We start from the raw sequence: 24,370 nt of genomic DNA, 5'->3' as shown, positions 1-24,370 counted from the left end.
CCATCGCCAATAAGCACGGGCAGGCAGATGCACGAAAGCCCGCCAGTAGCGTCAGAGCGCGTCAAGCTGTGCCAGCGACGGGGCGTAATAATAGCTCCCGGTCACCGGTTTGGAAAAACGCAGTAATCCGTCAAACTTGCCATCGGTCTCCCCGAACATACTCAGCAACTGCTGTTCAATATTGTGCAGGCGAGCACAATAGGCAATAAAATAAAGCCCGTGAACACCGCTGACGCTGCCGTAAGGAAGACTCTGACGCAAAATTTTCAGGCCCTTACCTGCTTCTTTCAAATCCACCCGGCTCACATGGGATGTGACAGGACGTTCATCAGCAGGCAGTTCTTCGCTGGTGTCTTTGGTACGGCCGATAATGGCTTCCTGACGGTTGACCGGCAATTTATTCCACTGCCCGAGATTGTGCTGCCAGCGCTGAGTGAAGACGTAACTGCCTCCGGCATCTTCACCGTTTTCAATAATTGCCACCTGACGGCGGCCATCCCCCTGCGGGTTTTCGGTACCATCAATAAAACCACTGAGGTCACGATCCTCGATCCAACGGAAACCTTGTGTTTCCTCGTTGATGTCCAGCAGCCCGGCAAACAGTTCACAGGCAATCTGACCGAGAGCGAAGTTTACATCGTGGCGTAAAGACTGAATATGAATCAACAGGTCACGCTGGGTCGCAGGTGCCATCCCTTTCCCCAGCGGGGTAAAGTCTTTCAGTTCAGGGGCAGAAGTGGCTGAAGGATGCAGGTCACGCCACAACCCCGGTCCGAAGGCAATCACCGAACTGAGCACCGCATCAGGAAATTTTTGCTGTAATTCCTGTTGTCGGGCGAGAAACTGCCGGATGTTCGGCCCTAATTGCGTCAGGTCTCCGCTGACACTGGCTTCAAGCCAGATAGCAGCACGGCAATGTTCCGGCAGAATGCCGGTCTGAAAATGCGTCACGTTATAATCTCCGGTATGACCAAACAGTCTGTATTTTGGGATTATGATACCGGAAAAACAAAATAATAACCTGTCACAGAGCAGGGATATGCTCAGTCATCCCTGCTCTGCAGAGCCGGCTATTGCTGCCAGATAATTTTAGTCAGGGTCCAGTTTTTCAGCGTCGCATCGGCAGGCATAATGCCTTCCGGACCATGTCCTTCTCCCCGGAAGATATACTGTATATTTCCGGCAACAGGAGAGCGGCACTGAACACTGTCACCGTTATCCGCTGACTGACAGTGACCAAAGGCCTGGCTGAAAATGGCAGAGAACGGGCTGCCAATATGTACACCGTCAGCAGTAACGATCGCCGGGTCGGTGACGGTGATCCTGGAAATCGTGCTCTGTCCCTGAATCTCCAGCATAACCTGTCCCTGCTTCAGCGCCTGCCAGAAAGTCACAATATCTCCGTTTTCTGTCCCCATCCCCTGACGGAGGTGATAATCGCTCCCCAGCGCCTGATGAATAGCTGATCCGTCCATCGGCGTCAGGCTGTTCAGTCCGCCAACCCCCTGCGCGGTGACTTTCATCGTGCTGCCAAACCAGTGCCACGGCAGCACCGATGACCAGGAGTAGGTCAACGGGTTCCACCAGTGAACGCTGCTTTCTGTGACTGTGCTCTGGCCGGAGCCGGCACAACCGGCAAGTAACATCGCACTGGTCAGCAGTGCGGTTTTTAACAATTTCATCGAAGTTTCTGTTCCTTACGCATTCAGCTAATGGCTGATTGGAGTCATAAAACATCAGAAAGTTTATTCGCCGGAAACATTCTCCGCACGGAAGCAGTCACGCAGACGGCGATCGGTCACTAGCCAGATCGCGGATAACAGATCAAAAATCAGCAAAATTAACGGGACCGGTGACTGTTGCAATAACGTATAACTGAACTGCAGAAGTTGCCAGCCGAAAGTGAAGAGTGCTGCAGCGACTAAGGCCCAGCGCCAGGCAGCCCAGAAGCGGGGGAATTGCTGACGGCGACCGGACAGCAGAAACGCCACCGCAGCCACCAGGCCAAATGCCAGCCCCGGATAGAACCCCTGTTGATCGGGGTAGAACAGCGTCAGCAGTTCATTACCCTGTTGCCGGGAGGCGCCCGCCAGGACCAGAACTATCCAGGTTCTTGCCTGTAAAATCAGAACCAGCCAGAACAGGACAGGCAAGCGAAGTTGCCCTTTGCTGTCATAATTTTCAGGTGAATAATGAATCAAGGGTAATCTGTGGCCTCGTTCTGTGCCTGCGGTGGGCAGACAGATCAGTATTCCCGGTCTTCAATCAGGCGTTTACCCAGTACTACCGAGTCACCGATTTCATATTCCAGCTTTTCGTAAAACCCGAGAACCACATCGTTCTCTTCACGCACCATCAGATTGATTTTCGGACAACCTCTGGCCACCAGTTTTTTTTCTAACCGGGTCATCATGGCATTGGCAAAACCACGACCGCGATAGTCAGGATCCACCCCCAGATAATACACGGAGCCGCGATGACCGTCATAGCCGCCCATGACCGTGGCGACAATCTCACCGCCCAGCACAGCGACCAGGAAAAGATCAGGATCATGGCTCATTTTACGTTCGATATCCATTTCCGGATCATTCCATGGGCGCAATAAATCACAACGTTCCCAAAGCGTAATAACTTCGTCAAAATCTTCCTGGCGAAATACCCGTATTTCCATCGCCGATGCCCCTTTACATAACAAATATCCGCTGATTATGGCGTTTTCCGCCTTCACTGCAAGCCTCAGGCATGAAACAAAGCCGAAAATTCTGATATTTGTAAAGAACAGAACTGCAATACTCCGTAAAAGGCTGAAATATTTGCTTTGTCGCAAAAGTGTGGTTGTTACGATATAACACCATGGTATTAACTAAATAATTACCAGGATGGAACTGCAGATGAAAAAATTGTCCCCGATGAAACAACTGGTGAACCGCCGCCAGCTACTCTTTTCCGGTCTGGCATTGGCAGTGCTGTCACCCAAGGCGGTACTCGCCAAAGAGCCTGATCTCAGAGCGCAGGCAGCCCATACGCCACAGCCCCATAAGCCGGCTAAAAACGGTAAGTTTATCGTGATGCTGGACCCGGGCCATGGCGGGATCGACTCCGGTGCCGTCGGTGAAGAAGGCTCCATGGAAAAACATGTGGTGCTGGAAATTGCCGGGAACGTTCGTCAGATGCTGAATAATCACCCGTATATTGAAGCGCGGATGACCCGTGACACCGACCACTTTATCCCGCTGTATCAGCGTGTGGAAATCGCCAGCCAGCACGGGGCTGACCTGTTTATGTCTATCCATGCTGACGGCTATACCAGCCCCGAAGCTCATGGTGCCTCTGTCTTTGCTCTCTCTAACCGCGGAGCAACCAGTGCAATGGCCCGCTATCTTTCAGACCGTGAAAACTCTGCCGATAAAGTCGCCGGGATCAAAGTGGAGGAAAAAGACCATTATCTGCAGCAGATCCTGTTTGACCTGGTCCAGACCAATACCATTAAAAACAGCCTGACGCTGGGTAAACACGTGATTGAGCGTATCCGTCCGGTTCATCATCTGCACAGTCAGGTCACTGAGCAGGCCGCTTTCGCCGTGCTGAAATCACCGTCTATTCCTTCTGTGCTGGTGGAAACCTCGTTTATTACCAACCCTTCAGAGGAAAAGCTGCTGGGAACGACGGTCTTCCGGCGCAAAATTGCCGGGGCAATTACGGAAGGGATCGTGAACTATTATAATGAGTCAGTAGTCCACAATCGCCGGGTAAGTTAGGTATAATCCCCGCAAATCCCTTAACAAATGAAGTGATATGAACGCTCCCGACAAGATCCAGGTAAAAGAATTCCTGCTGTCATTGCAGGATAAAATCTGTCAGCAACTGGCTGATGCTGATGGTAAAACAGGCTTCAGCGAAGATGTCTGGCAGCGTGAAGGCGGCGGCGGCGGACGTTCACGGGTCTTGCGTGAAGGGGCTGTCTTTGAGCAGGCAGGCGTTAACTTTTCTCATGTTTCCGGGACTCACCTGCCGGCATCGGCCACGGCACACCGGCCTGAACTGACAGGTCGCAGTTTTGAAGCGATGGGGGTTTCGCTGGTTATCCATCCGCATAACCCCTATGTCCCTACCAGCCATGCCAATGTCCGCTTTTTTATTGCTGAAAAACCCGGCGCTGACCCTATCTGGTGGTTCGGCGGTGGCTTTGATCTCACGCCTTATTACGGTTTTACAGAAGATGCCGTGCATTGGCACCAGACCGCGCGGGATATTTGCCAGCCGTTTGGTGACGACGTCTATCCCCGCTATAAAAAATGGTGTGATGACTACTTTTACCTGCGCCACCGCGATGAACAGCGCGGCATTGGCGGATTATTCTTTGATGACCTGAACAGCCCGGATTTTGACCACTGCTTCGCCTTTATGCAGGCGGTCGGGCTCGGCTTTACAGAAGCCTATTTGCCGGTTGTCGAACGTCGTAAGTCTCTGAGCTGGGGCGAGCGTGAACGTCAGTTCCAGTTGTACCGCCGCGGACGTTACGTAGAATTTAACCTGGTCTGGGATCGCGGTACCCTGTTCGGTTTGCAGACCGGCGGACGAACTGAATCCATCCTGATGTCAATGCCGCCGCAGGTACGCTGGGAATATAACTACCAGCCGGAAGCGGGCAGCCCTGAAGCGGAATTGTATGAAAAATTCCTACCGGTAAAAGACTGGCTCTGATCCCCGCGCCTTTTTCTGACGGGAGATAACGCTTTATCTCCCGCTTTCCCGCCTTCTTTAATTTCCCCTGTTGCTACTATCGGAGAAAACGTATTTTCTTCCCGGAAAAACTACGGCACAGTGTTAAATTACTGTTACGAGTCTTTCCGCTTTTCGCCGGGAGGCTCGCTTCTGAAGGACGAGAACCGGGCTATGAATTCGCTTGACGCATTAACAGAGTTTACGACGTTGGTCGCTGACAGTGGCGATATGACCTCTGTGACTGAGTATCAGCCTCAGGACGCCACAACCAACCCTTCCCTGATCCTCAGGGCAGCCGCATTACCCGACTACCAGCCACTGATCGCCGAGGCGCTCCAATATGCGAACCTGCAGGGGGGGAACCGGGAAACCCGTATTATGAACGCCAGTGATCGGGTCGCAGTAAACGCCGGTGTCGAAATCCTGAAATATATTCCGGGACGGGTCTCCACCGAAATCGATGCCCGCCTCTCATTTAACCGCGGACTGTGCGTTTCCCGCGCAGAAAAACTGGTCAAAATGTATGAAGATCAGGGCGTGGATCGCTCCCGATTGCTGATTAAACTGGCCGCGACCTGGGAGGGGATCAAAGCAGCAGAAACACTGGAGCAGAACGGTATTCAGTGCAACCTGACTCTGCTGTTCTCCTTCGCCCAGGCCCGGGCCTGTGCTGAAGCCGGTGTTTATCTGATCTCCCCGTTTGTCGGGCGTATTTACGACTGGTATCAGAGTCGTTCCCCTGACTCCTCTTATGTTGCAGAAAACGATCCCGGCGTGAAATCAGTACGGGAAATTTACGACTATTATAAGAAACATCGTTATATGACGATCGTGATGGGTGCCAGCTTCCGTAAACCGGAACAAATCCTTGCCCTGGCCGGTTGTGACCGGTTAACGGTATCACCGGAATTACTTCGGGCGCTGAAAGACTCAGAGGTCAGCGTTGAACGTCAACTGGTCCCCTCTGTAGAGGCGTTCCATCAGCCAGCCCCGCTGGCCGAAGATGAATTTCGCTGGCTGCATAATCAGGATGCGATGGCCGTCGAAAAACTGGCTGAAGGTATCCGTCAGTTCGCTATCGACCAGCAAAAACTGGAAGATATGCTGGCAGCCCGGCTATAGTTTTTGTATCCATTAACTTTTTATTAACCAACTGGAATGCACTATGCCCTCTCATAAAGAACTCGCGAATGCTATCCGTGCCCTCAGTATGGATGCCGTACAAAAAGCCAAATCCGGTCACCCGGGTGCCCCGATGGGCATGGCTGATATTGCCGAAGTGTTATGGCGTGATTTCCTGAACCATAACCCGCAGAACCCGTCCTGGGCCGATCGTGACCGTTTTATTCTGTCTAACGGCCACGGTTCCATGCTGATTTACAGCCTGCTGCACCTTACCGGGTATGATCTGCCGATTCAGGAACTGGAAAACTTCCGCCAGCTCCATTCCCGTACCCCGGGCCACCCGGAATACGGTTACACCCCGGGCGTGGAAACCACCACCGGGCCGCTGGGACAGGGCATCGCCAATGCGGTCGGTTTTGCCATTGCTGAGCGCACACTGGCTGCCCAGTTTAACCGTCCGGGCCACGATATCGTCGACCACTACACCTACGCGTTTATGGGTGATGGCTGCATGATGGAAGGGATCTCTCACGAGGCCTGTTCACTGGCCGGTACCCTGAAACTGGGTAAACTGATCGCTTTCTACGACGACAACGGTATTTCCATCGATGGTCACACCGATGGCTGGTTTACCGACGACACCGGTACACGTTTTGAAGCCTATCACTGGCATGTGATCCGCGGTATCGACGGCCACGACCATGACGCTATCCGCCGTGCGGTGGAAGAAGCACGCAGCGTAACCGACAAACCGTCACTGCTGATTTGCAAAACAACGATCGGTTTCGGTTCGCCGAACAAAGCCGGTACCCACGATGCCCACGGCGCCCCGCTGGGTGACGAGGAAATTGCACTGACCCGGAAACAACTGGGCTGGAACTACGCACCGTTTGAAATCCCTGACGATATTTATGCGGCCTGGGATGCCAAAAATGCCGGTTCTGAGAAAGAGCAGGCGTGGGATAAAAAATTTGCTGCCTACCAGCAGGCTTTCCCGGAGCTGGCTCAGGAATTTGTCCGTCGTACCCGTGACAAACTGCCGGAAAACTGGCAGGAAGAGTCACAGAAATATATCGAACAGCTGCAGGCAAACCCGGCGAACATCGCCAGCCGTAAAGCCTCACAGAATGCCATTGAAGCGTTCGGTAAACTGCTGCCGGAATACCTGGGCGGTTCAGCGGACCTGGCCCCGAGCAACCTGACAATGTGGTCCGGCTCTAAACCGATTAACGAGGATGCCGCAGGTAACTATATCCATTACGGTGTGCGTGAGTTCGGAATGACCGCGGTGGCGAACGGTATCTCCCTGCATGGCGGCTTCCTGCCTTACACCGCAACCTTCCTGATGTTTGTGGAATATGCACGTAATGCCACGCGTATGGCAGCCCTGATGAAAATCCGTCAGGTGCTGGTCTATACCCATGACTCTATCGGTCTGGGTGAAGACGGTCCGACTCACCAGCCGGTCGAGCAGCTGGCCAGCCTGCGTACGACTCCGAACATGAGCACCTGGCGTCCGTGTGACCAGGTGGAATCCGCGGTGGCCTGGAAATACGCTATCGAACGTCAGGACGGCCCGACCGCACTGATCTTCTCCCGTCAGAACCTGGCGCAGCAACCACGCAGTGCAGAGCAGCTGGCGAACGTGGCCCGCGGCGGATATGTACTGAAAGACTGTGACGGCCAGCCGGAACTGATCCTGATTGCCACCGGTTCAGAAGTCTCTCTGGCCGTCGCGGCGGCAGAGCAGCTGAGCGGACAGGGCCGTAAAGTCCGTGTTGTTTCGATGCCGTCAACGGATGCCTTTGATAAGCAGGATGCGGCTTACCGTGAATCGGTACTGCCGGCGGCAGTCACCGCCCGTGTGGCTATCGAGGCAGCTATCGCTGACTTCTGGTACAAATATACCGGCCTGAACGGTGCAATTGTCGGTATGACCAGCTTCGGTGAGTCAGCGCCGGCGGATCTGCTGTTTAAAGAGTTCGGCTTCACCGTAGAAAACGTGGTGGCGAAAGCTAACGCGCTTCTGTAACTCTCCCGCTCCCCCTTTTCGTCACAGGAAGGGGGAGATTTTTAAAAAGCGTAACGATCCTCATATCAGGATACATAAAATCCCTGATTATCCTCTTTCCGCCAGCGTTAAACCCTTTAAACTATCCCTTTCCCGTTATCCACTGATTTTCCACGGACATTATCGATTGAAAAAGCACGCATCACTTATACTGGCGCTGGCTGGCTCACTTTATTCATTATGCAGCCAGGCACAAGCCAACCCGTCACCGGAACTGACGTCTCAGATTACCGACCGTTATGCAAATCAGATTTTTCATGGTACCCGGGCCGCCGGTATGGCTGTCATGGTTATCGATGGCAATCAGCGGGTCTTTAGCAGCCTGGGAGAAACCCGTCCGGGAAATCGTATCCGTCCGAAGAAAGATTCACTGGTCAGGATAGCGTCCCTGAGCAAACTGATGACGACCGATGTACTGGTTCATCTCGCCGAATCCGGTCGGGTTCACTTTAATGATCCGCTGAGCCGCTATGCGCCAAAAGGTGTGGTCGTCCCGTCCTGGCATGGTAACAGCATCCGGTTAATCAACCTGGCGACCCACAGTGCCGGTCTTCCCCGTGAAATGCCGGGCGGCAGACCGAACCGTCCGGTCTTTGTCTGGCCGGTACGCAGCCAGCGCTGGGCGTGGCTTGCCCATGCCAGACTGCGATACTCACCAGGGACTGAAGTGTCCTATTCCAACCTCGGTTTTGACTTCCTGGCCGATGCCCTTTCACGGGCTGCCGGTAAGCCTTACCCTCAGTTACTTCGTACACTGGTCACCCGTCCGCTGGGTATGAAAGATACCACGTTCACCCCATCACCGGACCAGTGTAAAAGGCTGATGATCCCGGATGAGAACGCCAGTCCGTGTGATAATACGCTGGCCGCCATCGGTAGCGGAGGCGTCTATTCCACTCCTGAAGATATGGGACGCTGGATGCAGCAGTTCCTGAGCGCTGCCGGTCATCCGCGTTCACCGTTAGCGCCGGACCTGCAGAAAATGATTTATCCGCGTTCTTCGCTGCTGCGTGTCAACGGGATGGATGTCGCAGGCCGGGCCGATGCCATCGGTATGGGATGGCTGCATATGCCTGCGGAAGGCGCGAGACCTGCACTGCTGGAAAAAACCGGCGGAGGGGGCGGATTTATGACCTATATCGCCATGTCACCTGAACATAATGTGGGGGTATTTATCGTGGTCGCCCGCACCGGTGCCAGCCATTTTATGCCGATGAGTGATGGCGTAAACGAACTGATCACCGCACTGGTCCGTAATCACCGCCGCTAGATTCCGGCGTCTGCGGGCAGAGTTCTGTCCGCAGACAGTGATGACCATAATACCGGCCAGTCGCTGGCGGTGTGCCAGTGGTCACAACCGCTTTCACTGCTGAATTTCTCCAGTACAAATTTCTGCCCGTCGTAATGCCAGTGGCTGGCCGTTCCGCAATCTCCCAATGCCCTGCCCCATAACAATGTTGTCAGCTCACGGTTTTGCGGATCATAACGAACATTGGTCAGGTCAAAACCTTGCGGATAATTAAACGGCAGACGAAATCCCAATCGGCGGGCAATCAGCGGAGCCTGGCGACTGATTTTATACGCCTGGTAGAAGGTATTGTACGCCGCACTTTCACAACTGATCAGCATCAGGGCCTGGGTGTTACTCAGCGCTGCGAGCTTAATCTGCCGGAAAACCGGGGCCAGCGGACAACTGTCCACATCTATCTGTGAAATCGCATAATCTGCAAAATCTCTGCTTTCCGACGCGGTCAGTGGCGTGACCGGTGCGGGCTGACTGCCTTCCACGGTCAGTGTCGGGGGTGTTTCCGGCAAAGCAGGTGTTGGCGGCACGGCTGACTGGATTTTGTCAGCTTCGGCGATGACTGCTGCCAGAGCGGTCAGAGATATCCCGCTTCCGTCAGGCTGGCTGGCGGTCAGCCGGTTTCCATGGATCAGTGCCGTCAGTGTCTGCTGCGCGGCCTCAGGATCATCAATCAGCAAAGCCTGACGGCTCTCCTGCGACGGAACCGGCGCCAGAGGCTGGTTATCTATCTTCAGTCGTTGTATCAACGGAGTGTCTGTCGCAGACAGCGCGCTGTGCGGATGCAGTTCAACGTGCAGCCAGCTTACCGGTACCCGGGAAGAGGTCCGGTAAAAACTGATCATTAATCCGCCATCATTGTTCAGATTCCGTCCCTGACAGACCGCAAAATTATCACAGGTTAATTCCCATCCCGAGATAATTGTCTGAACCGGTTGTACCGCATGGCTGGCACCTGCCGGGAACAATAACGATAACAAAAGAATTTTATAGAGTTGCATAACACTTTACCGGGGAAGGAGGCCGGACTGAATCTTCCGGTACCGACGAACCAAACAGGAATGATCCGGAATGCTCTGGTGCGTCTCAATAAGAATCATCGGACTCTTAGCAGGATCGGGCTGTGACTATTTTAATCATCTCCTGACTGTTACCGATAAAAAAACCTGCCAGTGGCAGGTTTTTCGTCTCAGGAGGTTCCCGGGATCAGAGCTTATCTTGCGGCGCGCTCTGCAGATGATCATGCTGTTGTGCGGCAATCGCATGAACGCGTTTGCGAACGCCGAACCAGCCGGCAATCAGGATAATCATAATCAGCGGAATCGAGGCAATAGTATAGGTCCCGTTAGGGTAGTCAAAAGCCATCAACACCAGCACCGCAAACAGGAACAGTAACGTCAGCCAGGAGGTAAACGGAGCCCCCGGCAGCTTAAAGTTAATGTCTTCCGCTTTACCTTCCTTAATCGCCTTACGCAGCTTCAGCTGACACAACACGATAAAGCCCCAGGAAGAGATAATGCCCAGTGACGCCACATTAAGGACAATTTCAAACACCTGGGAAGGTACCAGATAGTTAAGCAGCACCCCGAAAATATACACCCCGATGGTGACCAGAATGCCCGCGTAAGGGACCTGCTGACGGTTCATGCGGGACATAAACTTCGGCGCAGAGCCGCCCATCGACATGGAGCGCAGAATACGGCCGGTCGAATACAGGCCGGAGTTCAGGCTGGAGAGTGCAGCACTGAGTACGACGATGTTCATAATGCTGCCGATATACGGGATACCCAGTTTTGAGAAGAACGTTACAAACGGACTCTCCCCGGACTGATAGGCATTCCAGGGCAGTAACAGCACCAGCAGGACCACGGAGCCGACATAAAACAGTCCGATACGCCAGATAACACTATTGATCGCTTTGGGTACCATGATTTTCGGGTTTTTACACTCGCCTGCGGCAGTACCTACCAGCTCAATCGAGGCAAAAGCGAACACGACGCCCTGTACCAGCACCAGTGCCGGTAACAGACCATGCGGGAAGAAGCCTCCGTTATCCGTGATCAGATGGAACCCTGGCTGGCCTCCCGCCAGTGGCTTACCACTGCCGAGAAAAACAACACCGACAATCAGGAACACGACGATGGCGATGACTTTAATCAGCGCAAACCAGAATTCCATTTCGGCGAACCACTTAACACCCACCATGTTCATGGTGCCGACCACGGCTAAGGCACCCAGCGCAATCACCCATTGCGGTACATCGCCGAACGCGCCCCAGTAGTGCATATACAGCGCCACCGCGGTGATATCGACAATCCCGGTCATTGCCCAGTTAACAAAATACATCCAGCCGGCCACGTAAGAGGCTTTTTCTCCCATGAACTCACGGGCATAAGAGACAAAACTTCCGCTCGACGGGCGATGCAATACCAGTTCACCCAGAGCACGGAGGATGAAAAAAGAAAAAATACCACAGACCAGGTAGACCAGGGCCAGTGCAGGCCCGGCGGCCTGTAAGCGAGCGCCAGCCCCCAGAAACAGTCCGGTACCAATCGCACCACCAATCGCTATCATCTGCACCTGTCGGTTACCCATTTCTTTACGGTAACCGGCATCGTGTGAATTAAGCCATTTACGCTTTGCCGCTCGTAATTCTTCGGCTGTTTTTTTTGTATGTTTCATAGTTATCCTGTTTGTCCTGACCATCTGCCACACAACAGTAATCGTTTGCGTTCTGCTAAAAACGGACTGAGTACAATGTCCCACGCAACATCATAAAATTCTGTCATAAGAAAAAAATGGGGCGTCGCATCCTACCCGTTAAATACATCCTCCGTAAAGACCCCTGAATCGTATGAGATCACACTCTTTCTTCAACCTTCGGGGAAAATTAATATAATTTATTGTTATATTGGGTGTTTCTTATCAATAAAACTGCGTTTCACCGCCTGTTTTCGAAAAATGTAAGACAATGTTCTGCAGCACTCTGTACCCGGCCCCGGGACTGAATGCAGGAATAGCCGCTGTATAGCCCCGATATGGCAGCAGGATCAATGCCGGTCTTCTTTCAGCACAGTTTTATCTGCTAAAAAAACCGTCTCCGTCACCCGATCCGCCAGGGCCTCCGCCATGAGCGCAGGGTAGATTAAACGGCTCTGATACGGCATTATCACGGGCAGATATAATAAACGCTTTATCAGACCCGCTCTCCGGTGTGGCTGGCAGCACTTTTAATAACAGGTTGTTCCCCTGAATGATAAATAATGAAACCACCCCCGAGCTGACCCTGTACGGCATTAAAAACTGCGATACGGTGCGTAAAGCACGGCGCTTTCTGGAAGAGCAGGGCATCGCTTTCCGATTCCATGATTACCGTGCGGACGGAATCGACAGTTGCCGGTTATCGGCATTTGTTGGCGCGCTAGGCTATGAAACACTGCTGAATAAGCGAGGTACGACCTGGCGAAAACTCCCTGAAGACATCCGTGACTCTGTTCAGGACAGTGCCAGTGCTGTCAGGGTGATGCTGGAACACCCGGCCGTGATCAAACGGCCGCTGTTGTGTGCGACGAACGGTAAACTGCTCGCCGGTTTTTCACCTTCCACTTACCTGACGTTTATTCAGGAGAATACATAATGTTTTGCCCCGTTATTGAACTTGCACAGCAACTGATCCGTTGTCCTTCGGTAAGCCCGGAGGATGCCGGCTGTCAGTCGCTGTTAATCGACCGCCTGAAAGCGATCGGTTTCCGGATTGAACCGATGAATTTTGGAGATACCAAAAACTTCTGGGCGACCCGGGGCGAAGGCGAAACACTGGCCTTTGCAGGCCATACCGATGTCGTCCCGCCGGGAGAGAGCCGCCACTGGATTAACCCGCCCTTTGAGCCGACCATCCGCGACGGTATGTTATTTGGCCGTGGCGCTGCCGATATGAAAGGATCACTGGCTGCCATGGTGGTGGCCGCTGAACGCTTTGTGACCATGAATCCGAACCATCGTGGTCGTCTGGCATTCCTGATCACTTCAGATGAAGAAGCGAGCGGGATCAACGGCACGGTCAAAGTGGTCGAGGCTCTGATGGCCCGCCAGGAGCGAATGGACTACTGCCTGGTCGGTGAGCCATCCAGCACCGAAGTCGTCGGTGATGTGGTAAAAAATGGCCGTCGGGGTTCCATTACGGCGAATCTGACAGTACATGGTGTGCAGGGGCATGTGGCTTACCCGCACCTTGCTGATAACCCGGTACATCGGGCACTGCCTGCACTGAATGAACTGGTCGCTACCCGCTGGGATGAAGGCAATGAGTTCTTCCCGCCAACCAGCATGCAGGTCGCAAATATTCAGGCCGGTACCGGCAGCAACAATGTGATCCCGGGCGATCTCTTTGTACAATTCAACTTCCGTTTCAGTACGGAACTGACCGATACCCTGATCCGGGAACAGGTTGAAGCCCTGCTGACGCGCCATCAGCTTCGCTACACGCTGGAATGGAATCTGTCCGGTCAGCCTTTCCTTACCCCGAAAGGTAAACTGGTCGATGCGGTAGTCAATGCAGTTCAGCACTATAATGAGATCAAGCCACAACTGCTGACTAACGGCGGTACCTCTGACGGACGTTTTATCGCACGGATGGGAACGCAGGTCGTGGAACTGGGGCCGGTCAATGCTACCATCCATAAAATTAATGAATGTGTAAAAGCATCTGATCTGCAAACTCTCAGCCGGATGTACCAAAGGATTATGGACCAGCTGATTGCCTGATGACTGAAGGAGTCACGTCATGGAATGGTTAAAAGAGTATTGGTGGGTTTTTATTATTGTGTTTATGGTCGGCATTCTGGTGAATGTCTATAAAGACCTGAAACGCGTCGACACGAAAAAGTATCTGGATAATAAACCTGAACTCCCGCCACATCGTGACTTCAACGATAAGTGGGACGACGATGACGACTGGCCAAAGAAAAAGTGATCGGCCATCACACGGATATCCCCTGCGGATATCCGTGTTTCTCTCCTGCCTTTACTGTGCGGTGTTCGCCACCGGAAGTTTGCCACGGCTGCAGACCGGAATCCCCCTGCCGGGCGCTGTCGATGATTTTCTGACATCGCTGTTTATGGCCTGTTTTGTTCACTCTCGTTCGTTTTTTCCGGTCCGGCTACACAGGGTTTCCTGTCGATCAGACGTTTTGCAAAGCCTCCAGTTGTCCGGCAAACTGCCTGGCCCTGTGCTCATTAAGCTCCGATAACACCTGAGCGACGTCCTGGCGCAGCAGACGTAACCAGGCCTTTCGGCCTCCTGCCGCCACGACCGACTGCTGTTCGCTGATATCCCCGGCCTCTGCCGCAAGCGCAAACAGACCGGGAGGAGGCTGTGAAATACCGGCCTTCAGGCGCATCAGTGCAGGGAAAGCCGATTCAAACGGCCGCCTTCCCCAGGCGAAAGCCGCCAGCTCCTGCCAGTCCTCATCACTGAATTCATTATCACTGCATTCCTCAGCGACAGGAAAATCCGGGTCAGATAACCCGCGCTTTCGCATATACGGCCCGTCACGGGACATCCGCTGCTCCGCCGCGATCACCAATTGACCGGCCGCCGCCGTCCGGGGAAGGATTGCCATGGCCGCAAAGCAACCGCTACTGGCTTCACGCTGTGTCCCCAGCCTGACCAGACGAAATCCGCATGACTGCCAGAAATGCCATAGCTCCCTGGTATAGCCAAAACTGACCGACAGATAATCATAGCCCTCCGCCGCGGCAATCGCTGCCATGACCAGCGCCTGACCTCTTCCCTGACGCCGCACCTGTGGGTGAACGGCAATGCGGCTGATACGTAAAGAGCGCATACTGGCCGCCTGTGAGAAACCGGCGTGAGCCGCCAGAGACTGCGCAACCAGACTTCCTTTCGGACGCCGAAATCCGGCCCGGATGGCCTCACTGAGCGGCTGTGAGAGCCCACCTTCTTCCACCAGCCATAAGGCTCCCCGCAATCCGCTTTCCGTCTCATCGACCAGCAATGTCATTCCGGGAGCATCCATCATCCGCCGTAAATCAAGCGGGGAGGTCCGGTAATGGGCAGCCGTCAGCAGACGGTATACGGCCTGTGCTTTCGCGGGTTCATATAACCAGGCCGCAGAGGGCAGACACCGGATCCCGGTTCCCTTTCCGGCCGGGGGATCGGTTCTGTCATCAAACAGAAACAGTGCATCTATAAAACGTTCCAGAGGGTCACCGGCTGCCCAGCGCAGGGGCTCAGAAAGACTGTACTGAACCACCTCCGGTAATCCGGCACAAAACTTCAGTAAAAAGCCGCGCCCTGTCCCCTCGTAACCTTGTACCGTGGTGCAGAGCAACACTCGCCTGAACCGGCTCACCATCTGTTGCAACAGCGGTGCGGGGATGGCAGCGGCTTCGTCGACAATCAGCCAGCCCTCTCCCCTCTTATCTTCAGCGACCAGGGCATCCGGCGCGATAAACCTGAAATGTTCACCGGCAAATTGCTGTAAAACTTCGGTGGAGACTTTCGCGGGGGCGGAGATCAATGCGCCCGGGTTATCCCGGGCCAGCATCCCCGCCAGCGCAGATTTCCCGCGGCCACGGGGAGCGGTGACTACCGCCACACCCCGCTGCAAGGCATTTAACTGCTGAAGTAGCTCTGTTTGCTGCGCCGGGGCGCAGCATTGCCACGCCTGATAGTCGGGAAGCGGCGGGACATTGCCCGGCTGGTGCTGCTCCAGGTAACTGACGTCCGGTGACGAGGCCAGTACCGAGTGCAGATGCCACATAAACCCCGGCACGTCGATAGCCTCCGGGGTATCGGCCCAGCGCAGGCTGTCCTGATCCTGCCAATGCGGCCATTGCTCCCGGGGAGGCAGCAGCAGCAGCAACCAACTGCCGGCCAGCAAGGTCCCGGCCAGTGTTGCCAGCGCTTCCGCATGAAAGCCGGATCGGGCATCAAAAATCGCATGACGAAATTCGCGGCCCAGACATTGCCTAACCGCTGCCGGGGGGATACAGGGGGAAAGCGTTTCAGGCGCCGTACTGACGGTCAGCCAGTCACCCGCCAGCCCCTGTCTCAGCGTCTGTGCTGACCGGCAAACCCAGTCGGGGTCACCACTGATAATACAAAGGCGGCGAACCCCGGTTCGCCGCATGTGTTCACTTTCAGAGAACAGTGCTGTCATTGGGTCGCAAAGGTGTTGCACTGTGCAGGATCTCCGCTGTCAAAACCACGTTTGAACCAGCTGTATCGCTGTTGTGAGGTTCCGTGAGTGAAGCTGTCCGGCACCACCCTTCCCTGACTCTGCTGTTGCAGTTTATCGTCGCCAATGGCCTGTGCGGCATTCAGCGCTTCCTGCACGTCTCCGGTTTCCAGGACATTCTGTTGCTGCATATAATGTCCCCATACCCCGGCGAAGCAATCGGCCTGCAACTCCAGCTTCACCGATAAACGGTTGGCTTCCGTTCTGCTGCTCTGTTGCTGCTGTTGCCTGACCTTTTCTTCAATCCCTAATAATTTCTGTACATGGTGACCGACTTCATGGGCAATGACGTAGCCATCAGCAAAGTCTCCTCCGGCCCCCAGTTTATTTTTCAGCTCATCATAAAAGGAGAGATCAATATAAACCGTCTGGTCTGCCGGACAATAAAAAGGCCCCATGACCGACTGCCCGGTACCGCACCCGGTGGTGGTCTGTCCCCGGTACATCACCAGCTTTGGATCCACATAATGCCGGCCCATTTTCTGAAAAATCTGCCCCCAGACATCTTCTGTCGAGGCGAGGATCACCGAAGTAAACTTCGCCGCCTGGTCATCAGCCGCCGTATGGGGCTGTGGTTTACCGGCGGTCTGTGAAGTGGTGGTGACCTGACTATGAGGACTTCCGCCACCGAGCAACGGCGTCAGGTCATAACCGTAATAGCCGGCCACCACAACCACAATCAGTATCACAATACCGCTTTTACCCCGCGGGATACGGATACCGCCACCCCCGGTGCCACTGTTGTCTGCAGAGGACTGATCGCGTCTGTCCTCTACGTTGTCACTTTCCCGTCGCCCTTGCCAACGCATCTGTTACCTCTGTTATTTTTTATTACATCTGGCTGATTTTAGTGGGTGAACAGAAGGATGACCAGTATCGGAACCCATGCAATGACAAGAGACAGAAAAATAGCCGGCGGGGAACACATAAAAGAGAAAACGCCGGTTGCACCTGACAGTGCAATACCGGCGTTTCAGCGTACGGCGGTGCGGAAATTAATCGAGCGGCACGCCTAAACGATGAGCCACTTCTTCATAGGCTTCAACCACTCCGCCCAGGCTCTGACGGAAACGATCTTTATCCATTTTAGCCATCGTCGATTTATCCCATAGACGTGCCCCGTCCGGTGAAAATTCATCACCCAGCACAACTTCACCACAGAACAGACCAAATTCCAGTTTGAAGTCCACCAGAATCAGCCCGGCGTCATCAAAAAGCTGACTCAATACCGTGTTTGCCTGCAGGGTCAGTTCACGCATCCGCGCCAGATGCGGCTGACTTACCCAGCCGAAGGTTTCGCAATAAGATTCATTGATCATCGGATCATGATGAGCATCGTCTTTCAGGAAAAGATCAAACAGCGGCGGATTCAGAGGGATACCCTCTTCCACACCCAGTCTTTTCACCAGGGAACCGGCGGCACGGTTACGCACCACACACTCTACCGGAACCATATCGAGCTTTTTCACCAATGCTTCAGTGTCAGAAAGCAATCTTTCCATCTGAGTCGGAATGCCGGCCTGTTGCAGCTTTTGCATAATAAAATAGTTAAACTTGTTGTTAACCATTCCTTTGCGGTCAAACTGCTCGATTCTTGCCCCGTCTCCTGCTGATGTATCATTGCGGAATTCCAGGATCAGTAAGTCAGGATCCTGAGTACTGAACACTGTTTTAGCTTTGCCGCGATACAACTCAGCTTGCTTTTGCATCTTATTAACTCCAAACATGAAAGAACTTACGCACGGTTGCTGATTTACTCGGAATCTTCACGCCACGCAATCGTTTACCTTGCGGAATATTACTATGCTAAAACAAAAATAAAAAGGCCGGAGAAGCTCCGGCCTTAAAGACTTATTTATTTAACGCGGCCTGTAACACAGGAACCAGCGCATCATTCTGCGACTGGGTCAGCACATGCCCTTTCGGGTCGATGAACTGCAGGCTACTGCGGTTATCCAAATCACCTAACTGTAATTTGTAATCACCATTGACCAGGCCCGGATCTTTCGCGCCTAACGCATTCCAGGTACTGCTACCCGGTGCGCTGTAACTCACTTTCAGGCTACCTTCGGAACGATCTTTATCGGACACTTTCATACCGACACGCAGCAATGCTGCAGGTAAACGTTCCCAGGCGGTATTGAAAGGCGCACGGATAATCAGATCCGGTAATCCGGTATCATCGGCACCGCTCTGCACATCAATGCTGCCGGTGAGATTACCGGAGGCATTGGCACGCGCCGTCGCAATCGCATTCAGTCCGGAAGAAATCGTGTTCAGCAGTTGTGTGCTATAACGCTGAATTTCCTCCGGACTAGTCACAGCCACACCCTTCTGCTGCAGTTCCAGCGAACGGACAGTGATCACCGTCTGATAGCTTTGCTTGTCGACGGTTATCTGGTAACGGCCACGGTACTGATGGTCTTCATCAGGACGATCCCAGTTAATCCATTCTGTGGTTAATTGCTGCGTCGCGTCATCACGCTGTGCGATCCCCCACTTCTGTACCTGCACAATACTGACAACCTGATCCCAGGTATCCGACTGCGGATTTTCAATAATAAGTACTGCACTGTTGCCGGAAAGCTGCGTCCGGCTGCCATTCAGTAATGCCAGCGGTTGGGCCGGCGGACGGATATCCAGCTGTGTACCCGTAGCCCCTTTAATGGTTCCCGCAGGGACCTGATACTGGCCACTCTCCAGAGGTAAAATCATCCCTGAAGGGGTATTGAGATCCTGCAATCCTGTCGCTTTCAGGTAATCCAGGTTGCCGTTAATTTCCCGCTTATAATGCTGATCATGAGAACAGGCAGTCAGTAATAAAACCACTGACAAACCGGCAACTCTGGCGACTGCCGAACTCTTAACTGAATAAGCCATTGAAACTCCCTAAATTATCGCAGACCTGCTTCACGCATTGCCCGGGTGATGACAGGCTCTGCTGTTGCAGTCAACGGCGTCATCGGCAAACGTAAAGTGTCTTTCGCGATCAATCCCAGCTGCCTGGCTGCCCACTTAACGGGGATAGGATTGGGTTCACAAAATAACGTGTGATGCAGATCCATCAGACGTTGATTCAGGTGCCGGGCTTCTGTAAAACGACCTTGCTGAGCAAGCGTACAGACTTCCGCCATTTCACGGGCAGCAATATTTGCTGTGACAGAAATGACACCCGAGCCTCCCAGTTGCATAAAGTCTAACGCGCTGGCGTCATCGCCGCTCAGCAAAATAAACTTTTCATCAACCAGCTCTTGGATCTGACTCACACGTGATAAGTTCCCTGTTGCCTCTTTAATTCCGATAATATTTTTGATTTCGGCTAAGCGGGCAACAGTATCGGGTAACATATCGCACCCGGTACGGGACGGCACATTATACAGCATTTGCGGTAAATCGGTGCTTTCGGCGATCGCTTTGAAATGCTGATACATCCCTTCCTGAGTCGGACGGTTGTAATAAGGAACGACAGTCAGACACCCCACCACTCCGCTGTTTTCAAAATGGCGGGTCAGTGCAATACCTTCAGCCGTCGCGTTGGTGCCGGTGCCGGCAATGACCGGAATACGTCCGTCGGCCAGTTCTACCGTGGCTTTTACGACTTCCACATGTTCTTCATGGCTGAGTGTTGCCGACTCTCCCGTCGTACCGACGGACACGATGGCAGACGTTCCGCTATCAACATGATAATCAATAAGTGTTTTCAGACTTTCACGACAAAGATGGCCGTTATCATCCATCGGCGTGATTAGCGCAACAATACTTCCGGTAAACATTAGCGATCCCCTCAACCCACAATTGGTTCATGGTACGGTTTACCTCAGGTGAAAAGCAAGCAAGCCGGACGCTTCATATGCTTGTCAGCAGTTTTTTTTATGTTTACCTTAAGGTTATTAGTAAAAGAACAGGAAAGCCTACTTTGTCGCCATCACAACAACACCATTTAGTCATTACCGCTCTGGGGGCTGACCGACCGGGGATAGTCAATACCATCACCCGTCATGTCAGCCGCTGCGGTTGCAATATTGATGACAGCCGACTGGCGCTGTTAGGGGACGAGTTCACCTTTATTATGCTGCTGTCCGGAAGCTGGGACGCTATCGGCCGAATAGAGTCTACACTGCCAATGAAAGGGGCTGAACTTGAGTTACTGATTGTGATGAAAAGGACCGAAGTTGAAGCTCATCCGCCGCGGCCGGAAACCGTGCGGATTGAAGTTGAAGTGGCCGACTCACCCAGCATTATCGAACGCTTTACCGACCTGATGGATAAGCACCGCATGAATATTGCCGAGCTGGTCTCGCGCACCCATCCGGTCAGCGCAGGTCAGTCCCCGACGTTATATATTCAGATAACTGCCCACAGTACCGGTCAGAATGAACGGCATATTTTTGAACAGGCGTTTCATCAGCTCTGTACAGAACTCCATGCGCAGGGCAGTATACGGCTGTTTAGCATACTCGACAGTGACGCGTCAGAAACATTTCCCGGCCGGTGAAAGTACCTGCCCGGAAGTTACCTGCCCCGGGGAAAATTGCGCATTTTACGCACTTGTGCCGTAGCGACTTTTTTCCGAAGGTAGGTTAGCAGATATCTTAATACCCACGGGCTGACACAGCCCAGAGATAAGTTCGGAGAGTTGTGATGAATCCACTGAAAGCCGGTGATAAAGCACCTTTGTTCAGCTTGCCTGATCAGGACGGGGAACAGGTTAACCTGACCGACTTCCAGGGTGAGCGGGTACTTATATACTTTTACCCTAAAGCGATGACCCCGGGATGTACGGTACAAGCCTGTGGCTTGCGGGACAATATGGCCGCCCTGAACAGCGCGGGGGTGCAGGTACTGGGGATCAGCACCGATAAACCGGAAAAGCTGTCCCGTTTTGCGGAAAAAGAATTACTGAATTTCACCCTGTTGTCCGACGAAGACCACCAGGTCTGTGAGCAGTTCGGAATTTGGGGTGAGAAGAAATTTATGGGGAAAACCTATGATGGTATTCATCGTACCAGTTTTCTGATTGCAGCTGACGGGACAGTGGAAAAAGTCTTTGATGATTTTAAAACCTCTAATCATCACGACATTATCCTGAACTACCTGCAATCCTGATCCCCCGGTGTGATACCGCAGGCATCATTCTGCGCCGGTATCACACCTTCTGATTACGGGACTCACACCCGTACAGTCGCTCTGTTATACTCCCGCTTAATGACGCCCCCCTCTGACATCGTTTGCCGACACCGCAGATTCAGATATGAGCCGTTGCGAAACTGGCGAACCTGTCTCAGTATCCGGGTATTGTTCCACTGCTGATGAACAGGGATGGAGAATGACGTTCTCGTTAAGAAATACGCTGGTAACCCTGATACTGATGGCCTCTGCCGGGGGATCCCTACCGGCAGCCTGTGCCGCCGATGTGACGGATACCTTGCCGGATATCGGTACCACCGCCGGTGCCACACTGTCGATTAATGAAGAACTGCAGATGGGCGACTTCTACGTTCGTGAATTACGCCACAGTGCACCGCTAATCTATGACCCGCTGCTGGATAATTACATCAACACACTGGGCCAGCGCCTGGTGGCCCATGCTTATTCGGTCAAAACCCCGTTCCACTTTTACCTGATCCAAAATGATGAGCTGAATGCGTTTGCCTTCTTTGGCGGTAATGTGGTGCTGCATTCTGCCCTGTTTCGTTATACCGATAACGAAAGCCAGCTGGCTTCGGTCATGGCCCATGAAATATCGCATGTGACTCAACGCCACCTGGCCCGGGCCATGGAAGAACAAAAACGCAGCGCGCCTCTCACCTGGGTCGGAGCGCTGGGTTCCATTCTGCTTGCCATGGCGAATCCGCAGGCCGGGATGGCTGCGCTCACCGGAACACTGGCCGGGACACAGCAAGGGATCATTAGTTTTACCCAGCAAAACGAAAAAGAAGCGGATCGTATTGGTATTCAGGTACTGGAACGTGCCGGGTTTGATCCGCAGGCGATGCCGGATTTTATGCAGAAACTGGCAGATTTATCCCGTTATGATTCCAAACCCCCGGAAATTCTGCTGACCCACCCGTTACCGGATAGCCGGCTGGCCGATGCCCGAAACCGTGCAAATCAGATGCCCGCGGTCGTCGTACATTCGTCACAGGACTTCTTCTTTGCCAAAGTCCGGATGTTAGGGATGTATGGCCCGGCCGGGGGACAACGCAACGGACTACTGGATGATCTGCTCGACCAGTATGCGAAAGGCAATCAGCGTCAGCAACTGGCCGCCCGGTACGGAAAAGCCGTATTATTTCTGCAGGCAAAAAAATACCGTGATGCCGGAAACATCATCCGGCCCCTGCTACAGCAGCATCCGGACAACCTGTGGTTTCTGGATATCATGAGCGATATCGACATCGGTCTGAAACAGCCGGCCGCCGCCGTGAAATTACTGACATCGGTGAATAGTCAGCAACAGAATAACCCCGTCATTCAGCTGAATCTGGCCAATGCCCGTCTGGAAGCCGGCCAGCCCGGTGAGGCCCGCACCCTGCTGAATCGCTATACCTGGAGTTATCCGGATGACCCGAATGGCTGGGATCTCCTGACGCAGGCAAATGCTGCATTGGGCGACAGTGACGAAGTGTTATTTGCTCAGGCGCAGGGGCTGGCACTGAACGGACAACTGGAACAGGCAATCCGCGCACTGGTCAGTGCCAGTGCACAGGTCCCCGTTGGCAGCCTGAAACAGGCACGTTATGATGCCCGTATCGATCAGTTGCGTCAGTTACAGCAACGTTTCCGTCAGTATCAGAAAGGTTAATGCCCTATGACTATCCAGATTTATCACAACCCCCGTTGTTCCAAAAGCAGAGAGACCCTCGGTCTGCTGCAACAACGGGGGATCGAGCCGGAAATTATTCTCTACCTTGAATCCCCTCCGTCACCGGAAACACTGAAACAACTGTTAGCCGCGGCCGGATTCAGTGAACCCCGCCAGCTGATGCGGCGTAATGAAGAAATCTATAAAACTCTGGGGCTGGCCGATAAGACATTGACGGAGGATCAGTTACTGGCAGCGATGGCAAGCCATCCGAAACTGATTGAGCGGCCACTGGTAGTCAACGGTGACCGGGCCCGTCTGGGCCGGCCTCCTGAGCAGGTTCTTGAAATCCTGGATTGCTAAAGACTGAGCGTTTCCTTCACGAAAGGGATCGTCAGTTTACGCTGGGCAGTAATAGAGGCATGATCTAACCTGTCCAGCGTTTCAAACAACGTGCGCATTTCCCGGTCGAGGCGTTTGAGCAGAAAACGGCCGACATCTTCCGGCAGTTCAAACCCTCTTAACCCTGCACGTAACTGCATGGCCTGTAATTTTTCATCGTCTGACAAAGGCTGCAAACGGTAGATCTGGCCCCAGTCGAGACGGGATGCCAAATCGGCTAATTTCAGGTTCAGCTGCCTCGGTGGCCGATCACCGGTGATCAGTAAGCGGGTTTTCCCGGTTTCCAGGATCCGGTTATAGAGATCGAAAATGGCCATCTCCCAGTCTTCATCACCGGCAATACATTCGATATTATCGATGCAGACCAGCGCCAGATGCTCCATCCCTTCCAGAACCTCCGGGACAAACCAGGTCCGTTTATCAAGCGGCACATAACCTACCGCTTCATCCCGTGAGGATATCTCGGCACAGGCTGCATGCAGTAAATGGCTCCGTCCCCCGCCTTCACGTGACCAGAAATAGAGATAGCCGCCATGTTGCTGTGTTAACGCTCCTTTGAGCGCAGCGAGTAGCGACGAGTTGGCCCCTGGCCAGAAACTGGCAAAGGTTTCATCGTCAGGCAGGTAAAGCGGCAAAGACAATTGCGCCGGCGTGTTCAGGTGCACCTCAGCATAAAT

The 24,370-nt window shown here is 53.4% G+C and carries 24 protein-coding genes; 12 read left to right on the top strand and 12 right to left on the bottom strand.

Annotated features, from left to right (window positions below):
- Positions 1–51: 51 nt before the first annotated feature.
- The 4 genes from GTPT_RS07425 to GTPT_RS07410 form a co-directional block, all read right to left on the bottom strand.
- Positions 52–951: a Dyp-type peroxidase gene (locus GTPT_RS07425; protein WP_025903600.1), complete on the bottom strand. Its 900-nt coding sequence runs from the start codon at positions 949–951 to the stop codon at positions 52–54.
- A 119-nt stretch (positions 952–1,070) separates the two neighbouring features.
- Positions 1,071–1,682: an RpoE-regulated lipoprotein gene (locus GTPT_RS07420; protein WP_025903601.1), complete on the bottom strand. Its 612-nt coding sequence runs from the start codon at positions 1,680–1,682 to the stop codon at positions 1,071–1,073.
- A gap of 63 nt (positions 1,683–1,745) precedes the next feature.
- A complete protein-coding gene (locus tag GTPT_RS07415) occupies positions 1,746–2,201 on the bottom strand; it encodes a DUF2919 domain-containing protein (protein ID WP_029990919.1) in 456 nt (151 codons plus the stop codon).
- 44 nt (positions 2,202–2,245) lie between these two features.
- Entirely contained in the window at positions 2,246–2,671 is a 426-nt protein-coding gene (locus tag GTPT_RS07410) for a GNAT family acetyltransferase (RefSeq protein ID WP_025903603.1), read from the bottom strand.
- 220 nt (positions 2,672–2,891) lie between these two features.
- On the opposite strand from GTPT_RS07410, the gene amiA reads away from it, so the two are divergent.
- From amiA to ampH, 5 genes are all read left to right on the top strand, one after another.
- A complete protein-coding gene (gene amiA, locus GTPT_RS07405) occupies positions 2,892–3,758 on the top strand; it encodes an N-acetylmuramoyl-L-alanine amidase AmiA (RefSeq protein ID WP_038011145.1) in 867 nt (288 codons plus the stop codon).
- A 37-nt stretch (positions 3,759–3,795) separates the two neighbouring features.
- A complete protein-coding gene (gene hemF, locus GTPT_RS07400; RefSeq protein ID WP_029990918.1) occupies positions 3,796–4,704 on the top strand; it encodes an oxygen-dependent coproporphyrinogen oxidase in 909 nt (302 codons plus the stop codon).
- A gap of 192 nt (positions 4,705–4,896) precedes the next feature.
- Positions 4,897–5,847 carry a transaldolase gene (gene tal, locus GTPT_RS07395; protein ID WP_029990917.1) on the top strand — a complete coding sequence of 317 codons (951 nt, stop codon included), beginning with the start codon at positions 4,897–4,899 and terminating at the stop codon, positions 5,845–5,847.
- A 43-nt stretch (positions 5,848–5,890) separates the two neighbouring features.
- Positions 5,891–7,882 (top strand): transketolase, encoded by a 1,992-nt coding sequence (gene tkt / locus GTPT_RS07390; protein ID WP_038011141.1) that lies wholly within the window; start codon positions 5,891–5,893, stop codon positions 7,880–7,882.
- A 166-nt stretch (positions 7,883–8,048) separates the two neighbouring features.
- The gene (gene ampH, locus GTPT_RS07385) at positions 8,049–9,191 is read left to right on the top strand and encodes a D-alanyl-D-alanine-carboxypeptidase/endopeptidase AmpH (protein ID WP_029990915.1); all 1,143 of its coding nucleotides are present in this window, start codon (positions 8,049–8,051) and stop codon (positions 9,189–9,191) included.
- Here ampH and GTPT_RS07380 read toward each other — a convergent pair.
- Positions 9,188–10,225, bottom strand: coding sequence for a DUF1176 domain-containing protein (locus tag GTPT_RS07380; protein WP_029990914.1), 1,038 nt, complete (start codon positions 10,223–10,225; stop codon positions 9,188–9,190). The genes ampH and GTPT_RS07380 overlap by 4 nt on opposite strands.
- 205 nt (positions 10,226–10,430) lie before the next feature.
- Positions 10,431–11,906: an L-asparagine permease gene (ansP, locus tag GTPT_RS07375; protein ID WP_029990913.1), complete on the bottom strand. Its 1,476-nt coding sequence runs from the start codon at positions 11,904–11,906 to the stop codon at positions 10,431–10,433.
- Between the two features lie 571 nt (positions 11,907–12,477).
- Here ansP and GTPT_RS07370 point away from each other — a divergent pair.
- From GTPT_RS07370 to GTPT_RS07360, 3 genes are read left to right on the top strand one after another with little or no spacing between them, the layout of a single operon-like run.
- Positions 12,478–12,861 (top strand): ArsC family reductase, encoded by a 384-nt coding sequence (locus GTPT_RS07370; RefSeq protein ID WP_029990912.1) that lies wholly within the window; start codon positions 12,478–12,480, stop codon positions 12,859–12,861.
- Complete coding sequence (dapE, locus tag GTPT_RS07365; protein WP_025903612.1) at positions 12,861–13,988, top strand: succinyl-diaminopimelate desuccinylase; 1,128 nt, start codon at positions 12,861–12,863, stop codon at positions 13,986–13,988. The genes GTPT_RS07370 and dapE overlap by 1 nt, the downstream gene beginning before the upstream one ends.
- A gap of 19 nt (positions 13,989–14,007) precedes the next feature.
- Positions 14,008–14,196, top strand: coding sequence for a YpfN family protein (locus tag GTPT_RS07360; RefSeq protein WP_025903613.1), 189 nt, complete (start codon positions 14,008–14,010; stop codon positions 14,194–14,196).
- A 208-nt stretch (positions 14,197–14,404) separates the two neighbouring features.
- Here the strand turns inward: GTPT_RS07360 and GTPT_RS07355 are convergent, their stop codons facing one another.
- From GTPT_RS07355 to dapA, 5 genes are all read right to left on the bottom strand, one after another.
- Entirely contained in the window at positions 14,405–16,429 is a 2,025-nt protein-coding gene (locus GTPT_RS07355; protein ID WP_235501140.1) for a tRNA(Met) cytidine acetyltransferase TmcA, read from the bottom strand.
- On the bottom strand, positions 16,405–17,295 hold the full coding sequence (gene ypfJ, locus GTPT_RS07350) for a KPN_02809 family neutral zinc metallopeptidase (RefSeq protein WP_025903615.1): 891 nt from the start codon (positions 17,293–17,295) through the stop codon (positions 16,405–16,407). Before ypfJ ends, GTPT_RS07355 begins: the two co-directional genes overlap by 25 nt.
- A gap of 186 nt (positions 17,296–17,481) precedes the next feature.
- Positions 17,482–18,195 carry a phosphoribosylaminoimidazolesuccinocarboxamide synthase gene (gene purC / locus GTPT_RS07345; RefSeq protein ID WP_029990908.1) on the bottom strand — a complete coding sequence of 238 codons (714 nt, stop codon included), beginning with the start codon at positions 18,193–18,195 and terminating at the stop codon, positions 17,482–17,484.
- 142 nt (positions 18,196–18,337) lie between these two features.
- A complete protein-coding gene (gene bamC, locus GTPT_RS07340) occupies positions 18,338–19,366 on the bottom strand; it encodes an outer membrane protein assembly factor BamC (protein ID WP_029990907.1) in 1,029 nt (342 codons plus the stop codon).
- Between the two features lie 14 nt (positions 19,367–19,380).
- Positions 19,381–20,259: a 4-hydroxy-tetrahydrodipicolinate synthase gene (gene dapA / locus GTPT_RS07335; protein WP_025903618.1), complete on the bottom strand. Its 879-nt coding sequence runs from the start codon at positions 20,257–20,259 to the stop codon at positions 19,381–19,383.
- Positions 20,260–20,402: 143 nt separating this feature from the next.
- Here dapA and GTPT_RS07330 point away from each other — a divergent pair, with 143 nt between their 5' ends.
- The 4 genes from GTPT_RS07330 (at position 20,403) to arsC (ending at position 23,654) form a co-directional block, all read left to right on the top strand.
- Positions 20,403–20,981 (top strand): glycine cleavage system transcriptional repressor, encoded by a 579-nt coding sequence (locus GTPT_RS07330; RefSeq protein ID WP_025903619.1) that lies wholly within the window; start codon positions 20,403–20,405, stop codon positions 20,979–20,981.
- A gap of 146 nt (positions 20,982–21,127) precedes the next feature.
- Positions 21,128–21,592: a thioredoxin-dependent thiol peroxidase gene (gene bcp / locus GTPT_RS07325; RefSeq protein WP_025903620.1), complete on the top strand. Its 465-nt coding sequence runs from the start codon at positions 21,128–21,130 to the stop codon at positions 21,590–21,592.
- A gap of 220 nt (positions 21,593–21,812) precedes the next feature.
- Positions 21,813–23,291 (top strand): beta-barrel assembly-enhancing protease, encoded by a 1,479-nt coding sequence (gene bepA, locus GTPT_RS07320; RefSeq protein ID WP_029990904.1) that lies wholly within the window; start codon positions 21,813–21,815, stop codon positions 23,289–23,291.
- 6 nt (positions 23,292–23,297) lie between these two features.
- Positions 23,298–23,654, top strand: a complete 357-nt coding sequence (arsC, locus tag GTPT_RS07315) for an arsenate reductase (glutaredoxin) (RefSeq protein WP_025903622.1) — start codon at positions 23,298–23,300, stop codon at positions 23,652–23,654.
- Here arsC and hda read toward each other — a convergent pair.
- Entirely contained in the window at positions 23,651–24,352 is a 702-nt protein-coding gene (hda, locus tag GTPT_RS07310; protein ID WP_212713451.1) for a DnaA inactivator Hda, read from the bottom strand. The two genes, arsC and hda, sit on opposite strands and share 4 nt — an antisense overlap.
- Between the last annotated feature and the right edge of the window lie 18 nt (positions 24,353–24,370).

This window comes from Tatumella ptyseos ATCC 33301 (assembly GCF_000735525.1).
In the GTDB taxonomy this organism is placed as follows: Bacteria; Pseudomonadota; Gammaproteobacteria; order Enterobacterales; family Enterobacteriaceae; genus Tatumella; species Tatumella ptyseos.
The sequence above is the reverse complement of the archived record's forward strand: the minus strand, read 5'-3'. Positions and strand labels throughout refer to the sequence as shown.